Origin of the sequence: Thermomonas haemolytica (assembly GCF_004346265.1) — a bacterium.
GTDB lineage: Bacteria > Pseudomonadota > Gammaproteobacteria > Xanthomonadales > Xanthomonadaceae > Thermomonas > Thermomonas haemolytica.
This window is the reverse complement of sequence record NZ_SMAP01000001.1, coordinates 110,036-128,635: the sequence shown is the minus strand read 5'-3', so window position 1 is coordinate 128,635 and position 18,600 is coordinate 110,036. Positions and strand designations below refer to the sequence as shown.

Sequence of the window (18,600 nt, the reverse complement as noted above, 5' to 3'; positions counted from 1 at the left end):
CCCGGCTCGTGCCGGGCCGCTTGCAATCCACGGCGATAACCACACAAATCCATGACCAAATCCGAACTCATCGAACTGCTGGCCCGTCGGCAGCCGCACCTGAAGGCCGACGACGTCGATCTGGCGGTCAAGACGCTGCTGCAGATGATGGGCGGTGCGCTGGCCGGTGGCGAGCGCATCGAGATCCGCGGGTTCGGCAGCTTCTCCCTGCATTACCGGCCGCCGCGCACCGGCCGCAATCCCAAGACCGGCGAGGCGGTGGCCCTGCCCGGGAAGTACGTGCCGCATTTCAAGCCCGGCAAGGAACTGCGCGAGCGGGTCACCGACGTGATCCCGCTGCCCGATGCCGATTGAGCACGCCGCAGGCGTGCGTTCCGGCTGACCCGTCCCGTCCAGTCCGCTAAGCTAGCGGCCGCATCCGCGGTGGCCCGCGTGCTGCGTTGTCCGAGCCCCGGAGGGACCCATGGAATTTCTCGACCAGTGGATGTGGTTCATCATCGCGGTGCCACTGGCGGCGCTGGCCGGCTGGGTGATCGGGCGTCGCGGCGGCGAGCGCCATAGCGGGCATCAGGTCAGCAAGCTCTCGACCACCTATTTCCGCGGCCTGAACTACCTGCTCAACGAGCAGCCGGACAAGGCGATCGAGCTGTTCCTGCACGTGGCCGAGCTGGACAAGGACACCTTCGAGACCCAGGTCGCGCTGGGCCACCTGTTCCGCCGGCGTGGCGAGGTGGACCGGGCGATCCGCCTGCACCAGGCGCTGGCGCAGCGCCCGGACCTGACCGATACCCAGAAGATCCAGGCGCTGTCCGCGCTGGGCGAGGACTACATGCGCGCCGGACTGCTGGACCGCGCGGAAACCGTGTTCAACGATCTCGCCCAGCTCGACCAGCGCGCCCCGCAAGCGCTCAAGCACCTGATCGACATCTATCAGTCCGAGCGCGACTGGGAAAAGGCGATCCACAACGCCACCCGCTACGAGCAGGTGACCGGCCAGCCGATGGGCCGCCTGATCGGGCAGTTCGAATGCGAGCTGGCCGACCGCCACCGCAGCAATGGCGACGCCGAGGCCGCGCGCGCGGCGGTGGCGCGCGCCTATGCAGCCGATCCCACCTCGGTGCGCGCGGGGATCATCGAGGGCCGGATCGAGGCCGAGGCCGGCAATACCCAGGCCGCCATCCGCGCGCTCGAACGCGCCGCCCGCCACGACCCGGATTTCCTCCCGGTGATCCTGCCGACGCTGCTGGAGAACTACGAGAAGGTGGGCGAGCGCACCGGCGCGCGGGCCTTCCTCGCCGGCATGTGCGAGCACTACCGAGGCATCTCCCCGGTGCTGGCGCTGACCCGGATGCTGGAGGCGGAGGAGGGCATCGGCGCGGCGCGGCGGTATCTGGCCCAGCAGCTCAAGGACCGGCCCTCGGTGCGCGGCGAGGCGGCGCTGATCGATCTCAGCCTGGCCGATGGCGCGGACGCAGTCGCCACGTTGCACGACCTCAAGCACATCACCGACCAGCTGCTGGTGCGCAATCCCAGCTACCGCTGCAACCGCTGCGGCTTCGGCGCGCGCAGCCACCACTGGCAGTGCCCGAGCTGCAAGGAGTGGGGAACGGTGAAGCCGCTGCTGAACTATGCGGTGGTCTGATCCGGCGCTGGCCGGGATGTGGATGGCGGCCAGCCTGCTACTCTCGGCCGCGGCCACCGAGGGTGTGCGCCGGTTCGCCCCGCGCGCCGGCATGCTGGACCTGCCGGGCCCGCGGCGCAGCCACCGCGTGCCCACGCCGCGCGGTGGCGGGGCCGGGATCGCGCTGGCCGGGCTGGCGGCCTTCGCCGTGTTCGCCTGGCTTGGCATCCCCGGTGCCGGCTGGATGGGCGCGGGCCTGTGGCTGGTGGCCTTGGCCGGTTGGAGCGACGACCATCGTCCACTGGCCATCCACTGGAAACTATCGGCGCAGCTGCTGGCCGCCGCCTGCCTGGCGATCGCGCTGGCGCGTGCGCAGGCATCGCCGACCGTGGTGGTCCTGGGCTTCGTGGCGGTGCCGGTGCTGGTGAACGCGTGGAACTTCATCGACGGGATCGACGGCCTGGCGGCCAGCCAGGCGCTGCTGTGCGCGCTGGCGCTGGCTTGGGGCCTGCAGGAGGCGGGGCGCTGGCTGGCGCTGGCGCTGATCGCCGCCGGCCTCGGCTTCCTGCCGTTCAATTTCCCGCGCGCGCGCGTGTTCGCGGGCGATGTCGGCAGCGGCGCGCTGGGCTATCTGCTGGCCTGCCTGCTGGTATTGGCGCTGCAGGCCCATCCGCCCGCGCGGTGGCCGCTGCTGGCGCTGCCGCTGGTGGCGGTGCTGGTGGACGTGGGGATGACCCTGGGCCGGCGCGTCCTGCGCGGCGAGCGCTGGTGGCAGCCGCATCTGCAACATCTCTACCAGCGCTGGGCGCCTGCCCTCGGCCATCCGCGCGTCACCCTGCGCTACGCGGCGTGGACCGTGCTGGCGATCGCCTGCATGGCCAGGCTGCAGGCCGCGCCGGTCGCGCTGGCCTGGGCCGGCAGTGGCGTGTTCCTGATGGCCACGGCCTGGCTGTGGTGGCGCGGTCAGGCGCTTGTTGGCGCGGAGGTGCGGGCATGAACCGCCACTGGTGGCATCGCCTGACGCCGCTGCGCGGACACCGCCAGCGCGGGCCGCTGCAGGGCGTGGATGTCGAAGCACTGCTGGGCCGCGCCGAGCGCATGGCTGATACCGGCATGATCCGCGCCTGGCTGCGCGGGCAGTCGGTGCTGGTGACCGGGGCCGGTGGCTCGATCGGCGCCGAACTGTGCCGCCAGTGCGCGCTGCACGGCGCGCGTCGGTTGGTGCTGGTGGAGATCGACGAACTGGCGTTGCTGCAGGTGCAGGAGCGCCTGCACGCGGCGTTCCCGGGGCTGGAGAGCGTGGCGGTGCTCGGCGATTGCGGCGATCCGGCGGTGCTGGCGCATGCGCTGGGGCAGGGGCCGGTGCAGACCCTGATCCACGCCGCCGCCTACAAGCACGTGCCGCTGCTGGAGGCGCAGCCGCGCGAAGCCGTGCGCAACAACGTTCTGGCCACCGCGGCGGTGGCGCAGGCGGCGCGTGCCGCCGGCATCGCCTGCATGGTGCTGGTGTCCACCGACAAGGCGGTGGACCCGGTCAGCGTGCTGGGCGCGAGCAAGCGCCTGGCAGAGCAGGCCTGCATGGCGCTGCTCGCGGACGCCTCCGCGACCCGGCTGGCGGTGGTGCGCTTCGGCAACGTGTTCGATTCGGCCGGCAGCGTGGCGCAGGTGTTCCGCGAACAGATCCGCCGCGGCGGGCCGCTGACGGTGACCCATCCGCAGGCCACCCGCTATTTCATGACCATCACCGAAGCCTGCCAGCTGATCCTGCAGGCGGCCGCGCTGGGCGAGCCGCGCGCGATGTACGCGTTGGACATGGGCGCGCCGGTGTCGATCCTGGCACTGGCCTCGCGCATGGTGCGGCAGGCGGGCCTGCATCCGCAGGAGGTCGGGATGGTATTCACCGGGCTGCGTCCGGGCGAGCGCCTGCACGAGCCGGGGCTGCCGGCGCAGCGGCAGGAGGCCGCGCCCGGGATCTGGCGACTGCCGCTGGAGGCGGCCGCGCCGGCGTCCTTCGCCACCCGGCTGGAGGCGCTGCGCGAGGCTGTGCACCGTTACGATGTGCCCGCGCTGCAGCGCCTGCTGCGCGAGGCCGCGCCCGCCGACTCCAGCGCGCCTGGACCCCGATATTCCCGCGATTCCCGCGATTCCAACGACAGAGCCCATCGATGACCCGATCCTCTCCGCGCATCCGCAAGGCGGTATTCCCCGTGGCCGGCCTCGGCACCCGCTTCCTGCCGGCGACCAAGACGGTGCCCAAGGAAATGCTGCCGATCGTCGACCGCCCGCTGATCCAGTACGCGGTGGACGAGGCGATCGCCGCCGGCTGCGACACCCTGGTGTTCGTCACCAACCGCTACAAGCACGCAGTGGCCGATTACTTCGACAAGGCCTACGAGCTGGAGCAGAAGCTGGAGAAATCCGGCAAGCAGGAATTGCTGGCGCTGGTGCGCAACGTGCTGCCCGAGGGCGTGCGCGCGGTGTTCGTGACCCAGGCCGAGGCGCTGGGGCTGGGGCATGCCGTGCTGTGTGCGCGCCCGGTGGTCGGCGACGAGCCGTTCGCGGTGCTGCTGCCGGACGACCTGATCTGGAGCCGCGGCGACGGTGCGCTCAAGCAGATGGCTGATCACGCCCAGGCCACCGGCGGCAGCGCGGTGGCGGTGCAGGACGTGCCGCGCGAGCAGACGGGCAGCTACGGCATCGTCGCCACCGACGCGTTCGACGGCCAGGCCGGGCGGATCCGCGAGATCGTCGAGAAGCCGCGCCCGGAGCACGCGCCCAGCAACCTGGCGGTGGTCGGCCGCTACATCCTCAACCCGGGGATCTTCGACCTGCTGGAAACCACGCCGAAGGGCGCCGGCGGGGAAATCCAGCTGACCGACGCGATCGCCGCGCTGCTGCAGCGCGAGCGGGTGGATGCGTTCCGCTTCCACGGCACCCGGTTCGATTGCGGCACCCACCTGGGGCTGATCGAAGCCACCATCCGCTATGCGCTGGACAACGAGAGGCTCAGCGACGCCGCGCGCAGCCTGATGCAGAACGCGCTGGGCGAGATGGGCGTGGTTGAGACCTGATCCGGCCCGCGCCTTGGCATGCATGCGGGATTCCGGTTCACGGCGCGCCGGTCGCGTCATGCACAGCGCTCCCGGAAGCCCCAACGAAAACGGCGCCTTGCGGCGCCGTTTTCGCGTTCCCGGAATGGGCGGGATCAGAGCGCCTCGAAGATGCCCGCCGCGCCCATGCCGGTGCCGATGCACATGGTCACCATGCCGTATTTCTGTTTGCGCCGGCGCAGGCCGTGCACGATGGTGGCGGTGCGAATGGCACCGGTGGCGCCCAGCGGATGTCCCAGCGCGATCGCGCCGCCCAGCGGGTTGACCTTGGCCGGGTCCAGTTCGCAGTCGCGGATCACCGCCAGCGCCTGCGCGGCGAAGGCCTCGTTGAGCTCGATCCAGTCCAGCTGGTCGCGGGTCAGGCCACCCTGCTTGAGCGCCTTGGGGATCGCGGCGATCGGGCCGATGCCCATCACCTCGGGGCGCACGCCGGCCACGCTGAAGCTGACGAAGCGGGCCAGCGGGGTCAACCCGTAGTCCTTGATCGCCTGCTCGGAGGCCAGCAGCACCGCGCCGGCGCCGTCGCTCATCTGCGAGGCATTGCCGGCGGTGACGGTGCCACCGAACTGGCCGTTGCGGAACACCGGGCGCAGGCGCGCCAGGCCTTCCAGCGAGGTGTCGGCGCGCGGGCCCTCATCCTGCTCCACCAGCAGCTTCTTCATGCGGATGGTGTTGCCGGCGAGGTCGGGCAGGCGCGCGACCACCTCGTACGGGGTGATCTCGTCGCGGAACTCGCCGGCGGCCTGCGCGGCCAGCGCCTTCTGGTGCGAGGCCAGGGCGAAGGCATCTTGGTCCTCGCGCGAGACTTTCCACTCCTCAGCCACTTTCTCGGCGGTGATGCCCATGCCGTAGGCGATCGCCACGTGGTCGTCGCGGAACACCGACGGCGACAGCGCGACCTTGTTGCCCATCATCGGCACCATGCTCATGGATTCGGTGCCGCCGGCGAGCATCAGGTCGGAATGGCCCAGCTGGATCTGCTGCGCGGCCAGCGCCACCGCCTGCAGGCCGGAGGAGCAGAAGCGGTTGATGGTCTGCCCGGCCACGGTGTCCGGCAGCCCGGCCAGCAGCACGCCGATGCGCGCCACGTTCATGCCTTGCTCGCCCTCGGGCATGGCGCAGCCGATGATGGCGTCGTCGATGCGGCTGGGGTCGATGCCCGGGGCCTGCGCGACCACGGCCTTCAGCACGTGCGCCAGCATGTCGTCCGGGCGGGTGTTGCGGAACACGCCCTTCGGGGCCTTGCCCACCGGGGTGCGGGTGGCGGCGACGATGTAGGCGTCCTGGATTTGCTTGCTCATGGATACGCTCCGATGTCTGGTGTGGTGGCGGCACAGGGACGTGCCGCCGCGGCATCGCGTGCGATGCCGCGCAAGCGGGCGAACGTCACATCGTTCGCCCGCGCCGGAAAAGTCGTGGCAGGAGGCCCGATCTTTTCCACGATCAATTACGCAGAGGCTTACCGGTCTTGAGCATGTGCGCGATGCGGGCCTGGGTCTTGTCCTGCTGCGCCAGCTCCACGAAGTGCTTGCGCTCCAGCCGGATCAGCCAGTCCTCGTCCACCAGCGCGCCGCGTTCGACCTCGCCGCCGCACAGCACGGTGGCGATGCGCTCGGCGATCTCGTAGTCGTAGTCGCTGATGAAGCGGCCTTCCAGCATGTTCACCAGCAGCATCTTGAAGGTGGCGATACCGACCTCGCCGGCGACCTGGATGCGGCGCGCCGGCAGCGGCGGGCGGTAGCCGCCCTCGGCCAGCGCGCGCGCCTCGACCTTGGCGATGTGCAGCAGCTCGTAAGCGTTGAAGGCGATCTTGTCGCCAGCGCGCAGCAGGCCCAGCTCCTTGGCGTTGGCCGCGGAGTTGGACACCTTGGCCATCGCCACCGTCTCGAAGGTCTTCTTCAGCTCGGCGAACACGTCACCTCCCGGGCCGGCCGCCGCGGAGGCGCGCACCGCCAGCTCCTTCAGGCCGCCGCCGGCAGGCAGCAGGCCCACCCCGGCCTCGACCAGGCCGATGTAGCTCTCCAGGTGCGCCACGGTCTTGGCGCTGTGCATCTGGAATTCGCAGCCGCCGCCGAGGGCCAGCCCGCGCACGGCTGCCACTACCGGCACCAGCGAGTACTTGATGCGCTGGCTGGTGGCCTGGAAGTTGGCCACCATCGCCTCGAACAGGTCGAGCTTGCCGGCCTGCAGCGCGCCCAGCGCACCGGCGAGGTCGGCACCGGCGGAGAACGGCTCCTTCGGCTGCCAGATCACCATGCCGGCGAAGTCGCGCTCGGCGCGGCCCACCGCTTCCTGCAGCCCGTCCAGCACGGCGTCGGAGACGGTGTTCATCTTGGTCTTGAAGCTGACCACGGCGATGTCGTCGCCGTCGTGCCACATGCGCAGGCCGTCGTTCTCGAACACCGTCTCGCCGGGGGCGAAGCGCTCGCCCAGCATCGGGTCGGGGAAGCGCTGGCGCCGGTACACCGGCAGCGACGAGCGCGGCAGCAGGGCGTCCTTGGCCGGGCTGTAGCTGCCTTCGGCGGCATGCACGCCCTCGCGCGCGCCGACCCAGGCCGGCAGCGGCGCGTCGCTCATGGCGGTGTCGGCGGCGATGTCTTCGCCGATCCAGGTGGCGATCTGGCGCCAGCCAGCCGACTGCCAGGTCTCGAACGGGCCCTGCGCCCAGCCATAGCCCCAACGGATAGCCTGGTCCACGTCGCGCGCGGTGTCGGCGATGGCGGCCAGGTGGTAGGCGCTGTAATGGAACAGGTCGCGGAAGCAGGCCCACAGGAAGCGCGCCTGCGGATGCGCGCTGGCACGCATGCGGGCGAACTTCTCGGCCGGATCCTTGAGCTTCAGGATCTCGACCACCTCTGGCGCCGCACCGCGGTCGGCCAGGCGGTAGTCCTGCTTCTCAAGATCGAGGACCATGATGTCCTTGCCGACCTTGCGGAAGATGCCGGCGCCGGTCTTCTGGCCCAGCGCGCCCTTGGCGATCAGGGCCTGCAGCCAGTCCGGCGACTGGAAGTAGCGGTGCCAGGGGTCGTCCGGCAGGGTGTCGGCCATGGTCTTGATGACGTGCGCCATGGTGTCCAGGCCGACCACGTCGGAGGTGCGGTAGGTCGCCGACTTCGGCCGCCCCAGCAGCGGGCCGGTCAGCGCGTCCACCTCGTCGAAGCCGAGGCCGAACGCGCGGGTGTGGTGGATCACCGACAGGATCGAGAACACGCCGATGCGGTTGCCGATGAAGTTGGGGGTGTCCTTGGCCCGCACCACGCCCTTGCCGAGCTGGGTGGTGAGGAAGGTCTCCAGGGCATCCAGCACCGCCGGGTCGGTGGTCTGCGCCGGGATGAGTTCGGCCAGGTGCATGTAGCGCGGCGGGTTGAAGAAGTGCACGCCGCAGAACCGATGCTTCAGTTCTTCCGGAAGAACGCCTGCCAAGGCATTGATTCCCAAGCCCGATGTGTTGCTTGCAAGGATCGCGTGCGGGGGCACCGAGGGAGCGATCTTGCGATAGAGGTCCTGCTTCCAGTCCATCCGCTCGGCGATCGCCTCGATGATCAGGTCGCAGTCCTGCAGCAGGGACAGGCCGGTGTCGTAATTGGCCGGGGTGATCGCCGCGGCCAGCGCCTTGCTCGCCAGCGGGGCGGGCGAGAGCTTGTCGAGGTTGGCGATCGCCTTGAGCACGATGCCGTCGGCCGGCCCGTCCTTGGCGGGCAGGTCGAACAGCACGGTGTCCACCCCGGCGTTGGTGAGGTGGGCGGCGATCTGCGCGCCCATCACGCCGGCGCCGAGCACGGCGGCGCGATGTACAAGCAGTTTCTGAGGCATGTTTTCCATCTCCTTGAAAATCCTGATTTAATCAGTGCGCTTCGGCCTGGAATCCGGCCGCGGCGAAACGGATGAGCGCCTGCGCGGCGCGCTGGCGGTGGGTGGCCTCGGACACCCCCGAGGGCCGCTTGATCAGGCCGAAGTCGGCCATCGCATAGGTCAGCGCGCCGGACAGGAAGTCCAGCCGCCAGTACAGCTCCTCCTTGCCCAGCCCCGGCACGCAGCCGGCGATGGCCTTGGCGAACTCGCGCAGCACGTGGCCGTACTGGTCGGACAGGAACTTGCGCAGGCTGTCGTTGTTCTCGGCATAGGTGCGGGCGATCACCCGGATGAAGGCGCCGCCGCCGTGGCGGTCCTGGGCCATGGCCAGCGCCGGCTCCACGAACGCGGCCAGGATCGGTTCCAGCTGCCCGGGCGCGGTCTCCAGCGCGCGGTGCAGGGCGTCCAGCCGCTGTGCGCTCATTACGTCCATGCGTCGGCGGAAGACCTCGTTGACGAGGTTGTCCTTGCTGCCGAAGTGGTAGTTGACCGCGGCGATGTTGACGTCGGCGCGGCTGGTGACCTGGCGCAGCGAGGTGGAAGCGAAGCCCTGCTGGGCGAACAGTTCCTCGGCCGCGTACAGGATGCGGTCCTTGGTGGAGAAGTGCTGCAGGCTCATGCGGACTCCCGGCGCCAGAATCAAACGCTCGTTTGAGGCTACGCCGTACGCATGCGTACGTCAATCGCAGTCGCGTTCCGGGCGACGGACGGCAGTGCGGCCGATGCTGCGGAATGCACCGGAAATGCGCTAGAATCCGTGGCAGCCATATCGGCCAAACCCGCGCCAGTACGCGGGTTTTTCTGTTATCCTCGGGCGCTTCCGGCAAGGACGCCCGCCAACCTCCCGGAGAATCCCATGGCGCTGGAGCGCACCCTTTCGATCATCAAGCCCGATGCCGTCGCCAAGAACGTGATCGGCCAGATCTACACCCGTTTCGAGCAGGCCGGCCTGAAGGTCGTCGCCGCCAAGATGAAGCACCTCTCGCGCGCCGAGGCCGAGGGCTTCTACGCCGTCCACCGCGAGCGCCCGTTCTTCAACGCGCTGGTGGAGTTCATGATCTCCGGCCCGGTGATGATCCAGGTGCTGGAAGGCGAGGGCGCGGTGCTGAAGAACCGCGAGCTGATGGGTGCGACCAATCCGAAGGAGGCCGCGCCGGGCACCATCCGCGCCGACTTCGCCGACAGCATCGACGCCAACGCCGTGCACGGTTCGGACTCGCTGGAGAATGCCGCGATCGAGATCGCGTACTTCTTCCCGGCCACCGACGTCTACGCGCGCTGATCCGGCGATGACCGACCCGCGCACCCCGTCCATCGAGATCGCCCTGCTGGGCGACGACGGGGCTGCGCCCGCCGCCGCGCCGGCGACTGCCGGCGTGGACGGCCGCACCACCGAGGCTGCGGCCCCGGCCGATGCCGGGAAAACCAATATCTTCGACTTCGACCGCGCTCGCCTGGAGCGCTTCTTCGAGGACGAGCTGGGCGAGAAGAAGTTCCGCGCCCACCAGGTGATGAAGTGGATCCATCACCGCTACGCCACCGACTTCGCGGACATGACCGACCTCGGCAAGGCGCTGCGGGCCAAGCTCGAGGAGCGCGCCGTGGTGCGCGCCCCGCAGGTCGTGTTCGACAAGGCATCCAGTGACGGCACCCACAAGTGGCTGCTGGGCATGGATGCCAAGAACGCCATCGAGACGGTCTACATCCCGGACAAGGGGCGCGGCACCCTGTGCGTGTCCTCGCAGGTGGGCTGCGCGCTCAACTGCACGTTCTGCTCCACCGCGACGCAAGGCTTCAACCGCAACCTGTCCACCGCCGAGATCATCGGCCAGGTGTGGGTGGCGGCGCGCCACCTCGGCAACGTGCCGCACCAGCAGCGCAAGCTCACCAACGTGGTGATGATGGGGATGGGCGAGCCGCTGGCGAATTTCGACAACGTCGTGCGCGCCATGAGCATCATGCGCGACGACCTCGGCTACGGCCTGGCCAACAAGCGCGTCACCCTGTCCACCGCCGGCATGGTGCCGATGATCGACCGCCTGGCGCAGGAAAGCGACGTGTCGCTGGCGGTGTCGCTGCACGCGCCGTTCGACGAGTTGCGCGACCAGCTGGTGCCGCTCAACCGCAAGTACCCGATCGCCGAGCTGATGGATGCCTGCGTGCGCTACGCGCTGCGCAAGAAGGGCGAATCCGTCACCTTCGAATACACCCTGATGCGCGGCGTCAACGACCAGCCGGAGCATGCGCGCGCGCTGGTGGCGCTGCTGCGCGACTTCGACCGCCGGGTGCAGATGAAGGACGCGGCCAAGGTCAACCTGATCCCGTTCAATCCGTTCCCGGGCGCGCGCTACGAGCGACCGGACGAGGGCGCCATCCGCGCCTTCCAGAAGCTGCTCAACAACGCCGGCATGATCGCGCCAGTGCGCCGCACCCGCGGCGACGACATCGACGCCGCCTGCGGCCAGCTGAAAGGGCAGGTGATGGACCGCACCCGGCGCTCGGCGGAGCATCGCAAGCGCCTGCAGGCGCAAGGGGACGTACATGCGGCATAGCGGGGCGGGGATCGGGCTTGCGGTCTTCTCGGTGCTGCTGCTGGCCGGCTGCCAGCAGATGGAGCGCCTGTCCTTCGTCCGGCCCAGCGCCCAGCCGCGCGGCTACACCCAGGTGGCCCCCACCTATGATGTGAGCGGCAAGAAGGGCCGCGCCGAGACCGATCCGGCCTTGTTGCTGCTGTCCGCCGGCGATCAGCTGCAGCGCGGCGAGTACGCCGAGGCCGAGCGCCTGGCGCGGCAGGCGCTCAGGCTGCAGCCCGGCTCCGGTGATGCCCAGACCCTGCTGGGGGCGATCGCCAGCGCGCGCGGCGATGCCGCTGCTGCCGGCAAGGCCTACCAGGCGGCGGCGATGGGCGCGCCGGGCAACGGCATCTATGCCAACAACTACGGCAGCTGGCTGTGCGCCAACGGGCGCGCGGCGGAGTCGCTGGACTGGTTCGACCGCGCGCTGGCCGATCCGTCCTACCCGACGCCGGTCGCCGCGCTGGCCAATGCCGGCAACTGCGCGAGCGCGGCTGGCCAGGTGCAGCGGGCGGAATCGAACTGGCGCAAGGCGCTGGCGCTGGATCCGCAGAACCTTGCCGCGCTGGCCGGGCTGGCCGCCCTGGAGCAGGCGCGCGGCAACGGGCTGGAGGCGCGCGCGTTCGTCGAGCGCTGGCTGGCGCTGAGCCCGGACGATCCGTCCGGTTTACGGCTGGCGGCGGAAATCGAGCAGAAACTGGGCGACAACGCGGCCGCTTCGCGCTATCTTTCCCGTTTGCAGGCGATTTCCTCCGGTCCAACCACGGCACCGCGCACGCAATGACAGCGAACATGGCCCAGGATTCCACCCACGCGGCATTGGCCGGTTGTGGCGCGCGCCTGCGTGCGGCCCGCGAGGCGGCTGGTTTGCAGATCGAGGACGTCGCGGCGCGGCTGCGCATGCCCGCCCGGGTGGTGCGCTCCCTGGAGGCGGAGGACTGGTCGCGGCTGGGTGCGCCGGTGTTCGTGCGCGGCCAGGTGCGCAGCTACTCGCGCCTGCTCGGCCTGGGCACCACCGCGATGATGGAGGCGCTGGACGTGGCGCCGGTGGAGCCGACCCGGCTGGTCAGCCGCACCCATATCCCCAAGACCCGCTGGTGGGCCGAGCAGATCGGGCGCCGGCTGGTTTACATCGTGCTGACGCTGTCGCTGGCGATCCCGGCCTGGGTCGCCACCCGCCAGCACCTGGCGGCGGAAGCCGCGCCCGCGGTGGCGGCGCTCGACACCGCGCCGTCCGCCGCCGCGCAGCCTGCGCTGCCGCGCACGGTGGTGGCCTCGATGGCACCGCTGCCGGCCGCACCCGCGCCAGCCCCGGCGAGCCCGGCCGCGACGGCGCAACCGGGTGCGGACATCCTGCTGCGCACCCGCGGCAAGACCTGGCTGGAAGTGCTCGGCCGCGATGGCGCGACGATCGAGCAGGCGTTGTTGCCGGCCGGCGTGGAGCGCCGTTATGCCGCGGCTCAGGTCGGGCGCATGACCATCGGCAACGCGTCGGCGGTGCAGCTCGACGTGCGCGGGCAGACCATTGATGTCGCGGCGCACGCCCGCGCGAACGTCGCCCGCTTTGCGGTATCCTCCGACGGCTCGGTCGCCGCGGTCGATTGAATCTGCGAAACGCGCGGCGCATCCGGCCCCGAATCCATCCACATCACCCCGTCCAGGATGACGGGCGAGAGGCAGCATGGCGATCGACGATCTGCTCAATGAGCATGAACAAAGCGAGCAGGTACGCTCTTGGCTCCGCAACAACGCCCTCGGCATCATCGGCGGCATCGGCCTCGGTCTGGCGGTGATCGCCGGCTGGAACTGGTGGCAGGCCCAGCGCCAGCAGGCGGAGATGGGTGTCAGCGCCGCTTACGCGCAGGCGGTGAAGGCGTTCGAGGACGGCAAGCTGCCGGCCGACAAGGGGCAGGGCGTGGTCGCCAGCCTCGACAAGAACAACCCCGCGCTGGGCACGCTGGCCGCGCTGCAGCTGGCCAAGGCGCAGTTGGATGCCGGCAAGCGCGATGACGCCATCGCCACCCTGCGCGGCGTGCGCGACGTGCCTTCGGACCTGCGCCCGATCCTGCGCGAGCGCCTGGCGCGCCTGCTGATCGATGCCGGCAAGGCCAAGGAAGCGCTGGCCCTGCTCGATGACGAGACCAACCCGGCGATGCTGGACGCGCGCGGCGACGCGCAGTTCGCGCTGGGCGACATGGCCAAGGCGCAGGAGGCCTACCGCAAGGCGCTGGTGCTGGTCGCCGTGGGCGATGCCCAGCACCGCCTGCTGGAAATGAAGCTGATCGAGGCCGGCGGTACGCCGCCGCACACCGAGGACAACGCCTGATGATCCTGCGCCAGCCCCGCGCCCTGCGCCTCATTGCCGCCGCCCTCGTCGCGGTGCTCGCCCTGTCCGGCTGCAGCAGCGTCAAGAACCTGTTCGGCGGCCGCAACAAGGACAAGACCGGCGAGCCGGCCAAACTGGTCGATATCACCCCCACCGTCGGCGTGAAGCAGCTGTGGACGGCGAAGATCGGCAAGGGCGAGAAGTATCTCGGCATCGGCCAGCATCCGGTGATCGCCGACGGCAAGGTGTTCGCGGCGGCGGTCGATGGCGGGGTCACCGCGCTCGACCTCGCCAGCGGCCAGGCCCTGTGGCATTACGACTCCAAGGCGCGCCTGAGCGGCGGCCCCGGTGCCGGCGACGGGCTGGTGGTGGTCGGCGGCCTGAAGGGCGAGGTGATCGCGCTGGATGCCGGCGATGGCCATGAGAAGTGGACCGCCAAGGTCGGCAATGAAGTGATCGCCGCGCCCGCCATTGCCGATGGGCTGGTGTTCGTGCATTCCAACGATGGCCGCGTCACCGCCTTCGACGCCGCCAACGGCGAGCGCCGCTGGTTCTACAGCGCCGACATGCCGGCGCTGACCGTGCGCGGCACCGGCGACCTCACCCTCGGCCCGGGCATCCTGTTCGTGCCGGGCGACAACGGCACCCTGACCGCGCTCAGCGCCAGTGATGGCAGCGAGCGCTGGAGCGTGGCGGTGGCCGAGCCCGATGGCCGCAGCGAGCTGGAGCGCATGGCCGACGTGGACGGCGCGGCGGTGCTGGATGGCACCGTGCTGTTCGCCACCAGCTTCAAGAACCACACCGTGGCGATCGACGGCCCGCGCGGCCAGGTGCTGTGGGACAGCGAGCACGGCGGCGTGCGCGGGCTGGGCCTGAGCAACTCGGCGGTGGTCATCACCGACAAGGATGGCAACGTGGTCGGGCTGGACAAGAACACCGGCGGCAGCCTGTGGAAGCAGTCCGGCCTGCTCAACCGCAACGTGTCGGCCCCGACCGTGCAGGGCGACTACGCGGTGGTGGGCGATTACGAGGGCGTGGTCCACTGGCTGCGCCTCAACGACGGCGCCTTCGCCGCGCGCAGCAAGGTGGGCGCGGCGGTGACCGGCAAGCCGGTCGAAGCCAACGGCACCGTGGTGGTGCAGAGCGTCGATGGCAAGCTGACCGCGTTCGCGCTGCAGCAGTGACCCGCCGCGCCGGCCCGCGCGGCTGGCCCCGATCCGCGGCTCCGGCTACCCTGCCGGGGCCGCTGTCGCATTCGATCCCCGGATGTCCCGCCGGCATCCGTTCCTGAAGGTACGTGCCCATGCTTCCCCTCGTCGCCCTCGTCGGGCGCCCCAACGTCGGCAAATCCACCCTGTTCAACGCGCTGACCCGCAGCCGCGATGCGCTGGTGCACGACGAGCCCGGCGTCACCCGCGACCGCAACTACGGCGTGTGCCGGCTGCTGGAAGGCCGGCCGTTCGTGCTGGTGGATACCGGCGGCATCGCCGGCGAGGACGAAGGCCTGGCCGGCGCCACTGCGCGCCAGTCGCGGGCGGCGGCGGAAGAAGCCGACCTGGTGCTGTTCATCGTGGACGGCCGCGAAGGCAGCTCGGCGCTGGACGATGACATCCTGCGCTGGCTGCGCAAGCTGGCCAAGCCGACCCTGCTGGTGGTCAACAAGACCGATGGCATCGATGTCCGCACGGCGCTGGCGGAGTTCGCCCGCTACGGGTTCTCCGACGTGCTGGCAGTCTCCAGCGCGCACCGTACCGGGATCGATGCGTTGCTGGCGCGGGTGGCAGCGCTGCTGCCGGAAACCGGCAGCGCGGAGACCCTGGACGACGACCCCGAGCGCATCCGCATCGCCTTCGTGGGCCGCCCCAACGTCGGCAAGTCCACCCTGGTCAACCGCATCCTCGGCGAGGAGCGGATGATCGCCTCGGAAGTGCCCGGCACCACCCGCGATTCCATCGCGGTGGACCTCGAGCGCGATGGCCGCAAGTACCGCCTGATCGACACCGCCGGCCTGCGCCGGCGGGCGCGGGTGGAGGAGGCGGTGGAGAAGTTCTCCGCAGTCAAAACATTGCAGGCGATCGAGCAGTGCCAGGTCGCGGTGCTGATGCTGGATGCCAGCGAGGGCGTGACCGACCAGGACGCCACCGTGCTCGGCGCGGTGCTGGACGCCGGGCGCGCGCTGGTGGTGGTGCTCAATAAATGGGATGGCCGCAGCGACTACGAACGCCAGCAGGCCGAGGCGCTGGCCGCGCGCAAGCTGGGGTTCGTGGACTGGGCCGAACGCGTGCGCATTTCCGCGCTGCACGGCTCCGGACTGCGCGAGTTGTTCCGGGCCATCCACCGCGCGCACGCTTCCGCCACCCGTACGTTCAGCACCTCCGAGGTGACCCGTGCGGTCGAGGCGGCGTATGCCGCGAACCCGCCGCCGGTGGTGCGTGGGCACGTGGCCAAGCTGCGCTTCGCCCATCCGGGCGGGGAGTCGCCGCCGACCTTCATCGTCCACGGAAGCCGCCTGAAGACCCTCAGCGGCAGCTACCAGCGCTATCTCGAGAACTTCTTCCGCAAGCGCTTCAAGCTGGTCGGGACCCCGATCCGCTTCGTGTTCCGCGAAGGCAACAACCCGTACGAAGGCAAGAAGAACGAGCTGACCGAGCGCCAGATCGCCAAGAAGCGGCGCCTGATGCGGCATGTGAAGCGCGGCGGCTGACGCCCTGGGCGTCCGTTTGTCGCCCCGGTCTTCGTTGTTCAGTCGGTGCGTTGGCCGTCTGCGGGCGCAGGTGGCTGGCACTGTCGAGGAATGATCGATGTCGAACTTTGCACGGATGCGCCGCCTGCCAGTGCTGCTGCTGGGGCTGGCCCTGATGTTCGCCGCCGACACGGCTTCGGCGGGTGACGGTTGTGCCGATCTTGCATCGCGGCAACAGGACCCGCAGGTGTCCACCCGCATCGCCGCGGTGGCCTGCGCCGAATCGTTGCGCTGGAACCGCCCCTTCATCGACACCGAGGGCCGGCTGGCCAGCCTGACCGCCTACGAGGCCGAGGACCGCGGCCTGCAGGACGGCGGCGCGCCGTGGCGGCGGGTGGCGTTCTACTGGCAGGCCAGCGGCCTGCTGCCGGGGATGGCGTTCAAGCCCGGTGCCGGCGATTGCCAGGTCGCGGCGATGCGGCCGGAGTCCCCGGGGCTGGGCTGCCGCGCCTTCGTGGTGGACACCCCGTGGTCGGCGGCGTTCGTGGGCTGGGTGATGCAGCGCGCCGGGGTGCCGGGCTTCCGCGCCTCTGCCAGCCACGCCGATTACGTGCGCGCCGCGCTGCGCGATCCGGCCGCCAGCCCGTACCGGCTGCAGGCACCGCAGGACGCGCAGCTGCAGGCCGGTGACCTGCTGTGCTACGCACGCGCCGGCCAGGTGCTTGGGCCGGCCGGGCTGCGCAAGCGGCTGGAGGCCGGCAACGGCGGCGTGCCGATGCATTGCGATGTCGTGGTTTCGCGCGAGCCGGGCCGGGTGTACCTGGTCGGCGGCAACGTGCAACAGGCGGTGACCCTGCGCATCCTGCCGACCAATGCCGAGAACCGCCTGTGGAACCTGCCGCAGCGCGCCGAGGGTGATTTGCCGTGTTCGCCCGACATGCCCCAGGCCTGCGACTTCAATCGCCAGGACTGGGTGGCGGCGCTGGTGCTGCGGCCGCAGGAGGAACTGGCCGCGTTGGGCGCGGTGACGCCGCCGGCGCCGGTCGCAGAGCCGCCCCCGGCGCCAACCTGCTGCGTCAATTGCGTGCTGGGCAGCGGCGTTCCGCGCTGCCCGCTGCCCGGCCAGGCGCCACCGCGACGGCTGCCGGAGGTGCCGTTGCAGGGCGCCGAGTAGCTGCGCCCCGGCGCCGCTGGGCGCCCCCCCCGGCCTCAGCTGGCGGATGCCGCCTTGCGTCGCGGCCGCGGCTTGGCGCGGGCATCCAGCTGCACGCCCAGCACGGCATGGCAGTGGATGCAGCTGAAGCTGATGCAGCGGGCCTTGCTGTCGCCACCGACCATTCCCACCATCTGCTCCACGTTCACGTGCAGCACGCGCTTGCCGCACTTCGGGCATTCCCCCTGAATTGCCATGTCGGGCCTCGTTCGTCTGCTGGCTGGCCGCTGCAGCTTACCGCTGCCAACGCAGCGGCGGCGCGAAGACGGCCGGCTGGGCGATAATGCACGCTTTCCCGCCCGCCGTGCCGCCGCATGACCGCCCGCATCCTCGATGGAAAACGCATCGCCGACGAACTGCTGGATTCGCTGAAGGCGCAGGTACAGGCGCGGTTGGCCGCCGGCAAGTCGCGGCCCGGGCTGGCGGTGGTGCTGGTCGGCAGCGATCCGGCCAGCCAGAGCTACGTGCGCAACAAGCGGCGCGCGGCCGACAAGGTGGGCATCCAGGCGTTCGACTACGACCTGCCGGCCGGCACCACCGAGGCCGAACTGCTGGCTCTGATCGACCAGCTCAACGCCGACCCGAAGATCCACGGCATCCTGATCCAGCTGCCGCTGCCGGGCATCCGCGACGCCAGCGCGCTGATCGAACGCATCCATCCGCACAAGGACGTGGATGGCTTCCATCCCGCCAACGTCGGCCATCTGGCGCTGCGCCAGTTCGGGCTGCGCCCGTGCACGCCGCGCGGCATCACCACGCTGCTGGCGTGGACCGACCGCCCGGTGCGCGGCCAGAGCGCGACCATCGTCGGCGTGTCCAACCACGTGGGCCGGCCGATGGGGCAGGAGCTGCTGATCGCCGGCTGCACCGTCACCAGCTGCCACAAGTTCACCCCGCCGGAGGTGCTCAAGCGCCACGTGGGCGAGGCCGACATCCTGGTGGTGGCGGTGGGCCGCCCGGGCCTGATCCCGGGCGAGTGGGTGAAGCCGGGCGCGGTGGTGATCGATGTCGGCATCAACCGCCTCGACGATGGCCGGCTGGTGGGCGACGTTGGCTTCGAGGAGGCCGCCAAGCGCGCCAGCTGGATCACCCCGGTGCCGGGCGGGGTAGGGCCGATGACCGTGGCCACGCTAATGCAGAACACGCTGGAAGCGGCGGAACTGGCGGATGCTGCCGCCCATCCGGGCGCATAACGGCGCCCGCCGGGACCCGCGGCGGGCAT

The 18,600-nt window shown here is 70.5% G+C and carries 18 protein-coding genes; 14 read left to right on the top strand and 4 right to left on the bottom strand.

What is annotated here, in order from left to right:
- Positions 1–51 precede the first annotated feature (51 nt).
- From EDC34_RS00665 to galU, 5 genes are all read left to right on the top strand, one after another.
- Complete coding sequence (locus EDC34_RS00665) at positions 52–354, top strand: integration host factor subunit beta (protein ID WP_114958927.1); 303 nt, start codon at positions 52–54, stop codon at positions 352–354.
- Positions 355–463: 109 nt separating this feature from the next.
- Positions 464–1,642, top strand: a complete 1,179-nt coding sequence (gene lapB, locus EDC34_RS00660; RefSeq protein ID WP_114958926.1) for a lipopolysaccharide assembly protein LapB — start codon at positions 464–466, stop codon at positions 1,640–1,642.
- Positions 1,629–2,618 (top strand): MraY family glycosyltransferase, encoded by a 990-nt coding sequence (locus EDC34_RS00655; RefSeq protein ID WP_114958925.1) that lies wholly within the window; start codon positions 1,629–1,631, stop codon positions 2,616–2,618. Before lapB ends, EDC34_RS00655 begins: the two co-directional genes overlap by 14 nt.
- The gene (locus EDC34_RS00650) at positions 2,615–3,790 is read left to right on the top strand and encodes a polysaccharide biosynthesis protein (RefSeq protein WP_114958924.1); all 1,176 of its coding nucleotides are present in this window, start codon (positions 2,615–2,617) and stop codon (positions 3,788–3,790) included. Before EDC34_RS00655 ends, EDC34_RS00650 begins: the two co-directional genes overlap by 4 nt.
- Positions 3,787–4,692, top strand: a complete 906-nt coding sequence (gene galU, locus EDC34_RS00645) for a UTP--glucose-1-phosphate uridylyltransferase GalU (protein ID WP_114958923.1) — start codon at positions 3,787–3,789, stop codon at positions 4,690–4,692. Before EDC34_RS00650 ends, galU begins: the two co-directional genes overlap by 4 nt.
- Positions 4,693–4,826: 134 nt before the next feature.
- Here galU and EDC34_RS00640 read toward each other — a convergent pair whose 3' ends face one another.
- The 3 genes from EDC34_RS00640 to EDC34_RS00630 all read right to left on the bottom strand — a co-directional run bounded on the left by EDC34_RS00640 (position 4,827) and on the right by EDC34_RS00630 (position 9,202).
- Complete coding sequence (locus EDC34_RS00640; protein ID WP_114958922.1) at positions 4,827–6,032, bottom strand: acetyl-CoA C-acyltransferase; 1,206 nt, start codon at positions 6,030–6,032, stop codon at positions 4,827–4,829.
- A 142-nt stretch (positions 6,033–6,174) separates the two neighbouring features.
- Entirely contained in the window at positions 6,175–8,544 is a 2,370-nt protein-coding gene (locus EDC34_RS00635) for a 3-hydroxyacyl-CoA dehydrogenase/enoyl-CoA hydratase family protein (RefSeq protein ID WP_114959255.1), read from the bottom strand.
- A gap of 31 nt (positions 8,545–8,575) precedes the next feature.
- On the bottom strand, positions 8,576–9,202 hold the full coding sequence (locus tag EDC34_RS00630) for a TetR/AcrR family transcriptional regulator (RefSeq protein WP_114958921.1): 627 nt from the start codon (positions 9,200–9,202) through the stop codon (positions 8,576–8,578).
- Positions 9,203–9,439: 237 nt separating this feature from the next.
- Between EDC34_RS00630 and ndk the strand changes: the two genes are divergently transcribed.
- The 8 genes from ndk to EDC34_RS00590 all read left to right on the top strand — a co-directional run bounded on the left by ndk (position 9,440) and on the right by EDC34_RS00590 (position 17,339).
- Complete coding sequence (gene ndk, locus EDC34_RS00625; protein ID WP_114958920.1) at positions 9,440–9,865, top strand: nucleoside-diphosphate kinase; 426 nt, start codon at positions 9,440–9,442, stop codon at positions 9,863–9,865.
- A gap of 7 nt (positions 9,866–9,872) precedes the next feature.
- Positions 9,873–11,135: a dual-specificity RNA methyltransferase RlmN gene (rlmN, locus tag EDC34_RS00620; protein WP_240311026.1), complete on the top strand. Its 1,263-nt coding sequence runs from the start codon at positions 9,873–9,875 to the stop codon at positions 11,133–11,135.
- Positions 11,125–11,940, top strand: a complete 816-nt coding sequence (locus EDC34_RS00615) for a tetratricopeptide repeat protein (RefSeq protein ID WP_114958918.1) — start codon at positions 11,125–11,127, stop codon at positions 11,938–11,940. Before rlmN ends, EDC34_RS00615 begins: the two co-directional genes overlap by 11 nt.
- Before the next feature lie 8 nt (positions 11,941–11,948).
- Complete coding sequence (locus tag EDC34_RS00610; protein WP_114958917.1) at positions 11,949–12,761, top strand: helix-turn-helix domain-containing protein; 813 nt, start codon at positions 11,949–11,951, stop codon at positions 12,759–12,761.
- Between the two features lie 76 nt (positions 12,762–12,837).
- A complete protein-coding gene (locus EDC34_RS00605; protein ID WP_114958916.1) occupies positions 12,838–13,482 on the top strand; it encodes a YfgM family protein in 645 nt (214 codons plus the stop codon).
- A 5-nt stretch (positions 13,483–13,487) separates the two neighbouring features.
- The gene (gene bamB, locus EDC34_RS00600) at positions 13,488–14,666 is read left to right on the top strand and encodes an outer membrane protein assembly factor BamB (protein WP_425477431.1); all 1,179 of its coding nucleotides are present in this window, start codon (positions 13,488–13,490) and stop codon (positions 14,664–14,666) included.
- Between the two features lie 119 nt (positions 14,667–14,785).
- A complete protein-coding gene (gene der / locus EDC34_RS00595; RefSeq protein WP_114958914.1) occupies positions 14,786–16,186 on the top strand; it encodes a ribosome biogenesis GTPase Der in 1,401 nt (466 codons plus the stop codon).
- Between the two features lie 97 nt (positions 16,187–16,283).
- A complete protein-coding gene (locus EDC34_RS00590; protein ID WP_114958913.1) occupies positions 16,284–17,339 on the top strand; it encodes a DUF2272 domain-containing protein in 1,056 nt (351 codons plus the stop codon).
- A 35-nt stretch (positions 17,340–17,374) separates the two neighbouring features.
- Here the strand turns inward: EDC34_RS00590 and EDC34_RS00585 are convergent, their stop codons facing one another.
- Positions 17,375–17,575, bottom strand: a complete 201-nt coding sequence (locus tag EDC34_RS00585; protein WP_132982820.1) for a hypothetical protein — start codon at positions 17,573–17,575, stop codon at positions 17,375–17,377.
- 117 nt (positions 17,576–17,692) lie between these two features.
- Here EDC34_RS00585 and folD point away from each other — a divergent pair, with 117 nt between their 5' ends.
- The gene (folD, locus tag EDC34_RS00580) at positions 17,693–18,571 is read left to right on the top strand and encodes a bifunctional methylenetetrahydrofolate dehydrogenase/methenyltetrahydrofolate cyclohydrolase FolD (RefSeq protein ID WP_114958912.1); all 879 of its coding nucleotides are present in this window, start codon (positions 17,693–17,695) and stop codon (positions 18,569–18,571) included.
- Positions 18,572–18,600 lie beyond the last annotated feature (29 nt).

What these genes read in the sequence shown, in the direction of transcription:
- EDC34_RS00665 (WP_114958927.1), top strand. Translation starts at nt 52, where the DNA reads ATGACCAAATCCGAACTCATCGAACTGCTGGCCCGTCGGCAGCCGCAC.
- lapB (WP_114958926.1), top strand. Translation starts at nt 464, where the DNA reads ATGGAATTTCTCGACCAGTGGATGTGGTTCATCATCGCGGTGCCACTG.
- EDC34_RS00655 (WP_114958925.1), top strand. Translation starts at nt 1,629, where the DNA reads ATGCGGTGGTCTGATCCGGCGCTGGCCGGGATGTGGATGGCGGCCAGC.
- EDC34_RS00650 (WP_114958924.1), top strand. Translation starts at nt 2,615, where the DNA reads ATGAACCGCCACTGGTGGCATCGCCTGACGCCGCTGCGCGGACACCGC.
- galU (WP_114958923.1), top strand. Translation starts at nt 3,787, where the DNA reads ATGACCCGATCCTCTCCGCGCATCCGCAAGGCGGTATTCCCCGTGGCC.
- EDC34_RS00640 (WP_114958922.1), bottom strand. Translation starts at nt 6,032, where the DNA reads ATGAGCAAGCAAATCCAGGACGCCTACATCGTCGCCGCCACCCGCACC.
- EDC34_RS00635 (WP_114959255.1), bottom strand. Translation starts at nt 8,544, where the DNA reads ATGCCTCAGAAACTGCTTGTACATCGCGCCGCCGTGCTCGGCGCCGGC.
- EDC34_RS00630 (WP_114958921.1), bottom strand. Translation starts at nt 9,202, where the DNA reads ATGAGCCTGCAGCACTTCTCCACCAAGGACCGCATCCTGTACGCGGCC.
- ndk (WP_114958920.1), top strand. Translation starts at nt 9,440, where the DNA reads ATGGCGCTGGAGCGCACCCTTTCGATCATCAAGCCCGATGCCGTCGCC.
- rlmN (WP_240311026.1), top strand. Translation starts at nt 9,873, where the DNA reads ATGACCGACCCGCGCACCCCGTCCATCGAGATCGCCCTGCTGGGCGAC.
- EDC34_RS00615 (WP_114958918.1), top strand. Translation starts at nt 11,125, where the DNA reads ATGCGGCATAGCGGGGCGGGGATCGGGCTTGCGGTCTTCTCGGTGCTG.
- EDC34_RS00610 (WP_114958917.1), top strand. Translation starts at nt 11,949, where the DNA reads ATGGCCCAGGATTCCACCCACGCGGCATTGGCCGGTTGTGGCGCGCGC.
- EDC34_RS00605 (WP_114958916.1), top strand. Translation starts at nt 12,838, where the DNA reads ATGGCGATCGACGATCTGCTCAATGAGCATGAACAAAGCGAGCAGGTA.
- der (WP_114958914.1), top strand. Translation starts at nt 14,786, where the DNA reads ATGCTTCCCCTCGTCGCCCTCGTCGGGCGCCCCAACGTCGGCAAATCC.
- EDC34_RS00590 (WP_114958913.1), top strand. Translation starts at nt 16,284, where the DNA reads ATGTCGAACTTTGCACGGATGCGCCGCCTGCCAGTGCTGCTGCTGGGG.
- EDC34_RS00585 (WP_132982820.1), bottom strand. Translation starts at nt 17,575, where the DNA reads ATGGCAATTCAGGGGGAATGCCCGAAGTGCGGCAAGCGCGTGCTGCAC.
- folD (WP_114958912.1), top strand. Translation starts at nt 17,693, where the DNA reads ATGACCGCCCGCATCCTCGATGGAAAACGCATCGCCGACGAACTGCTG.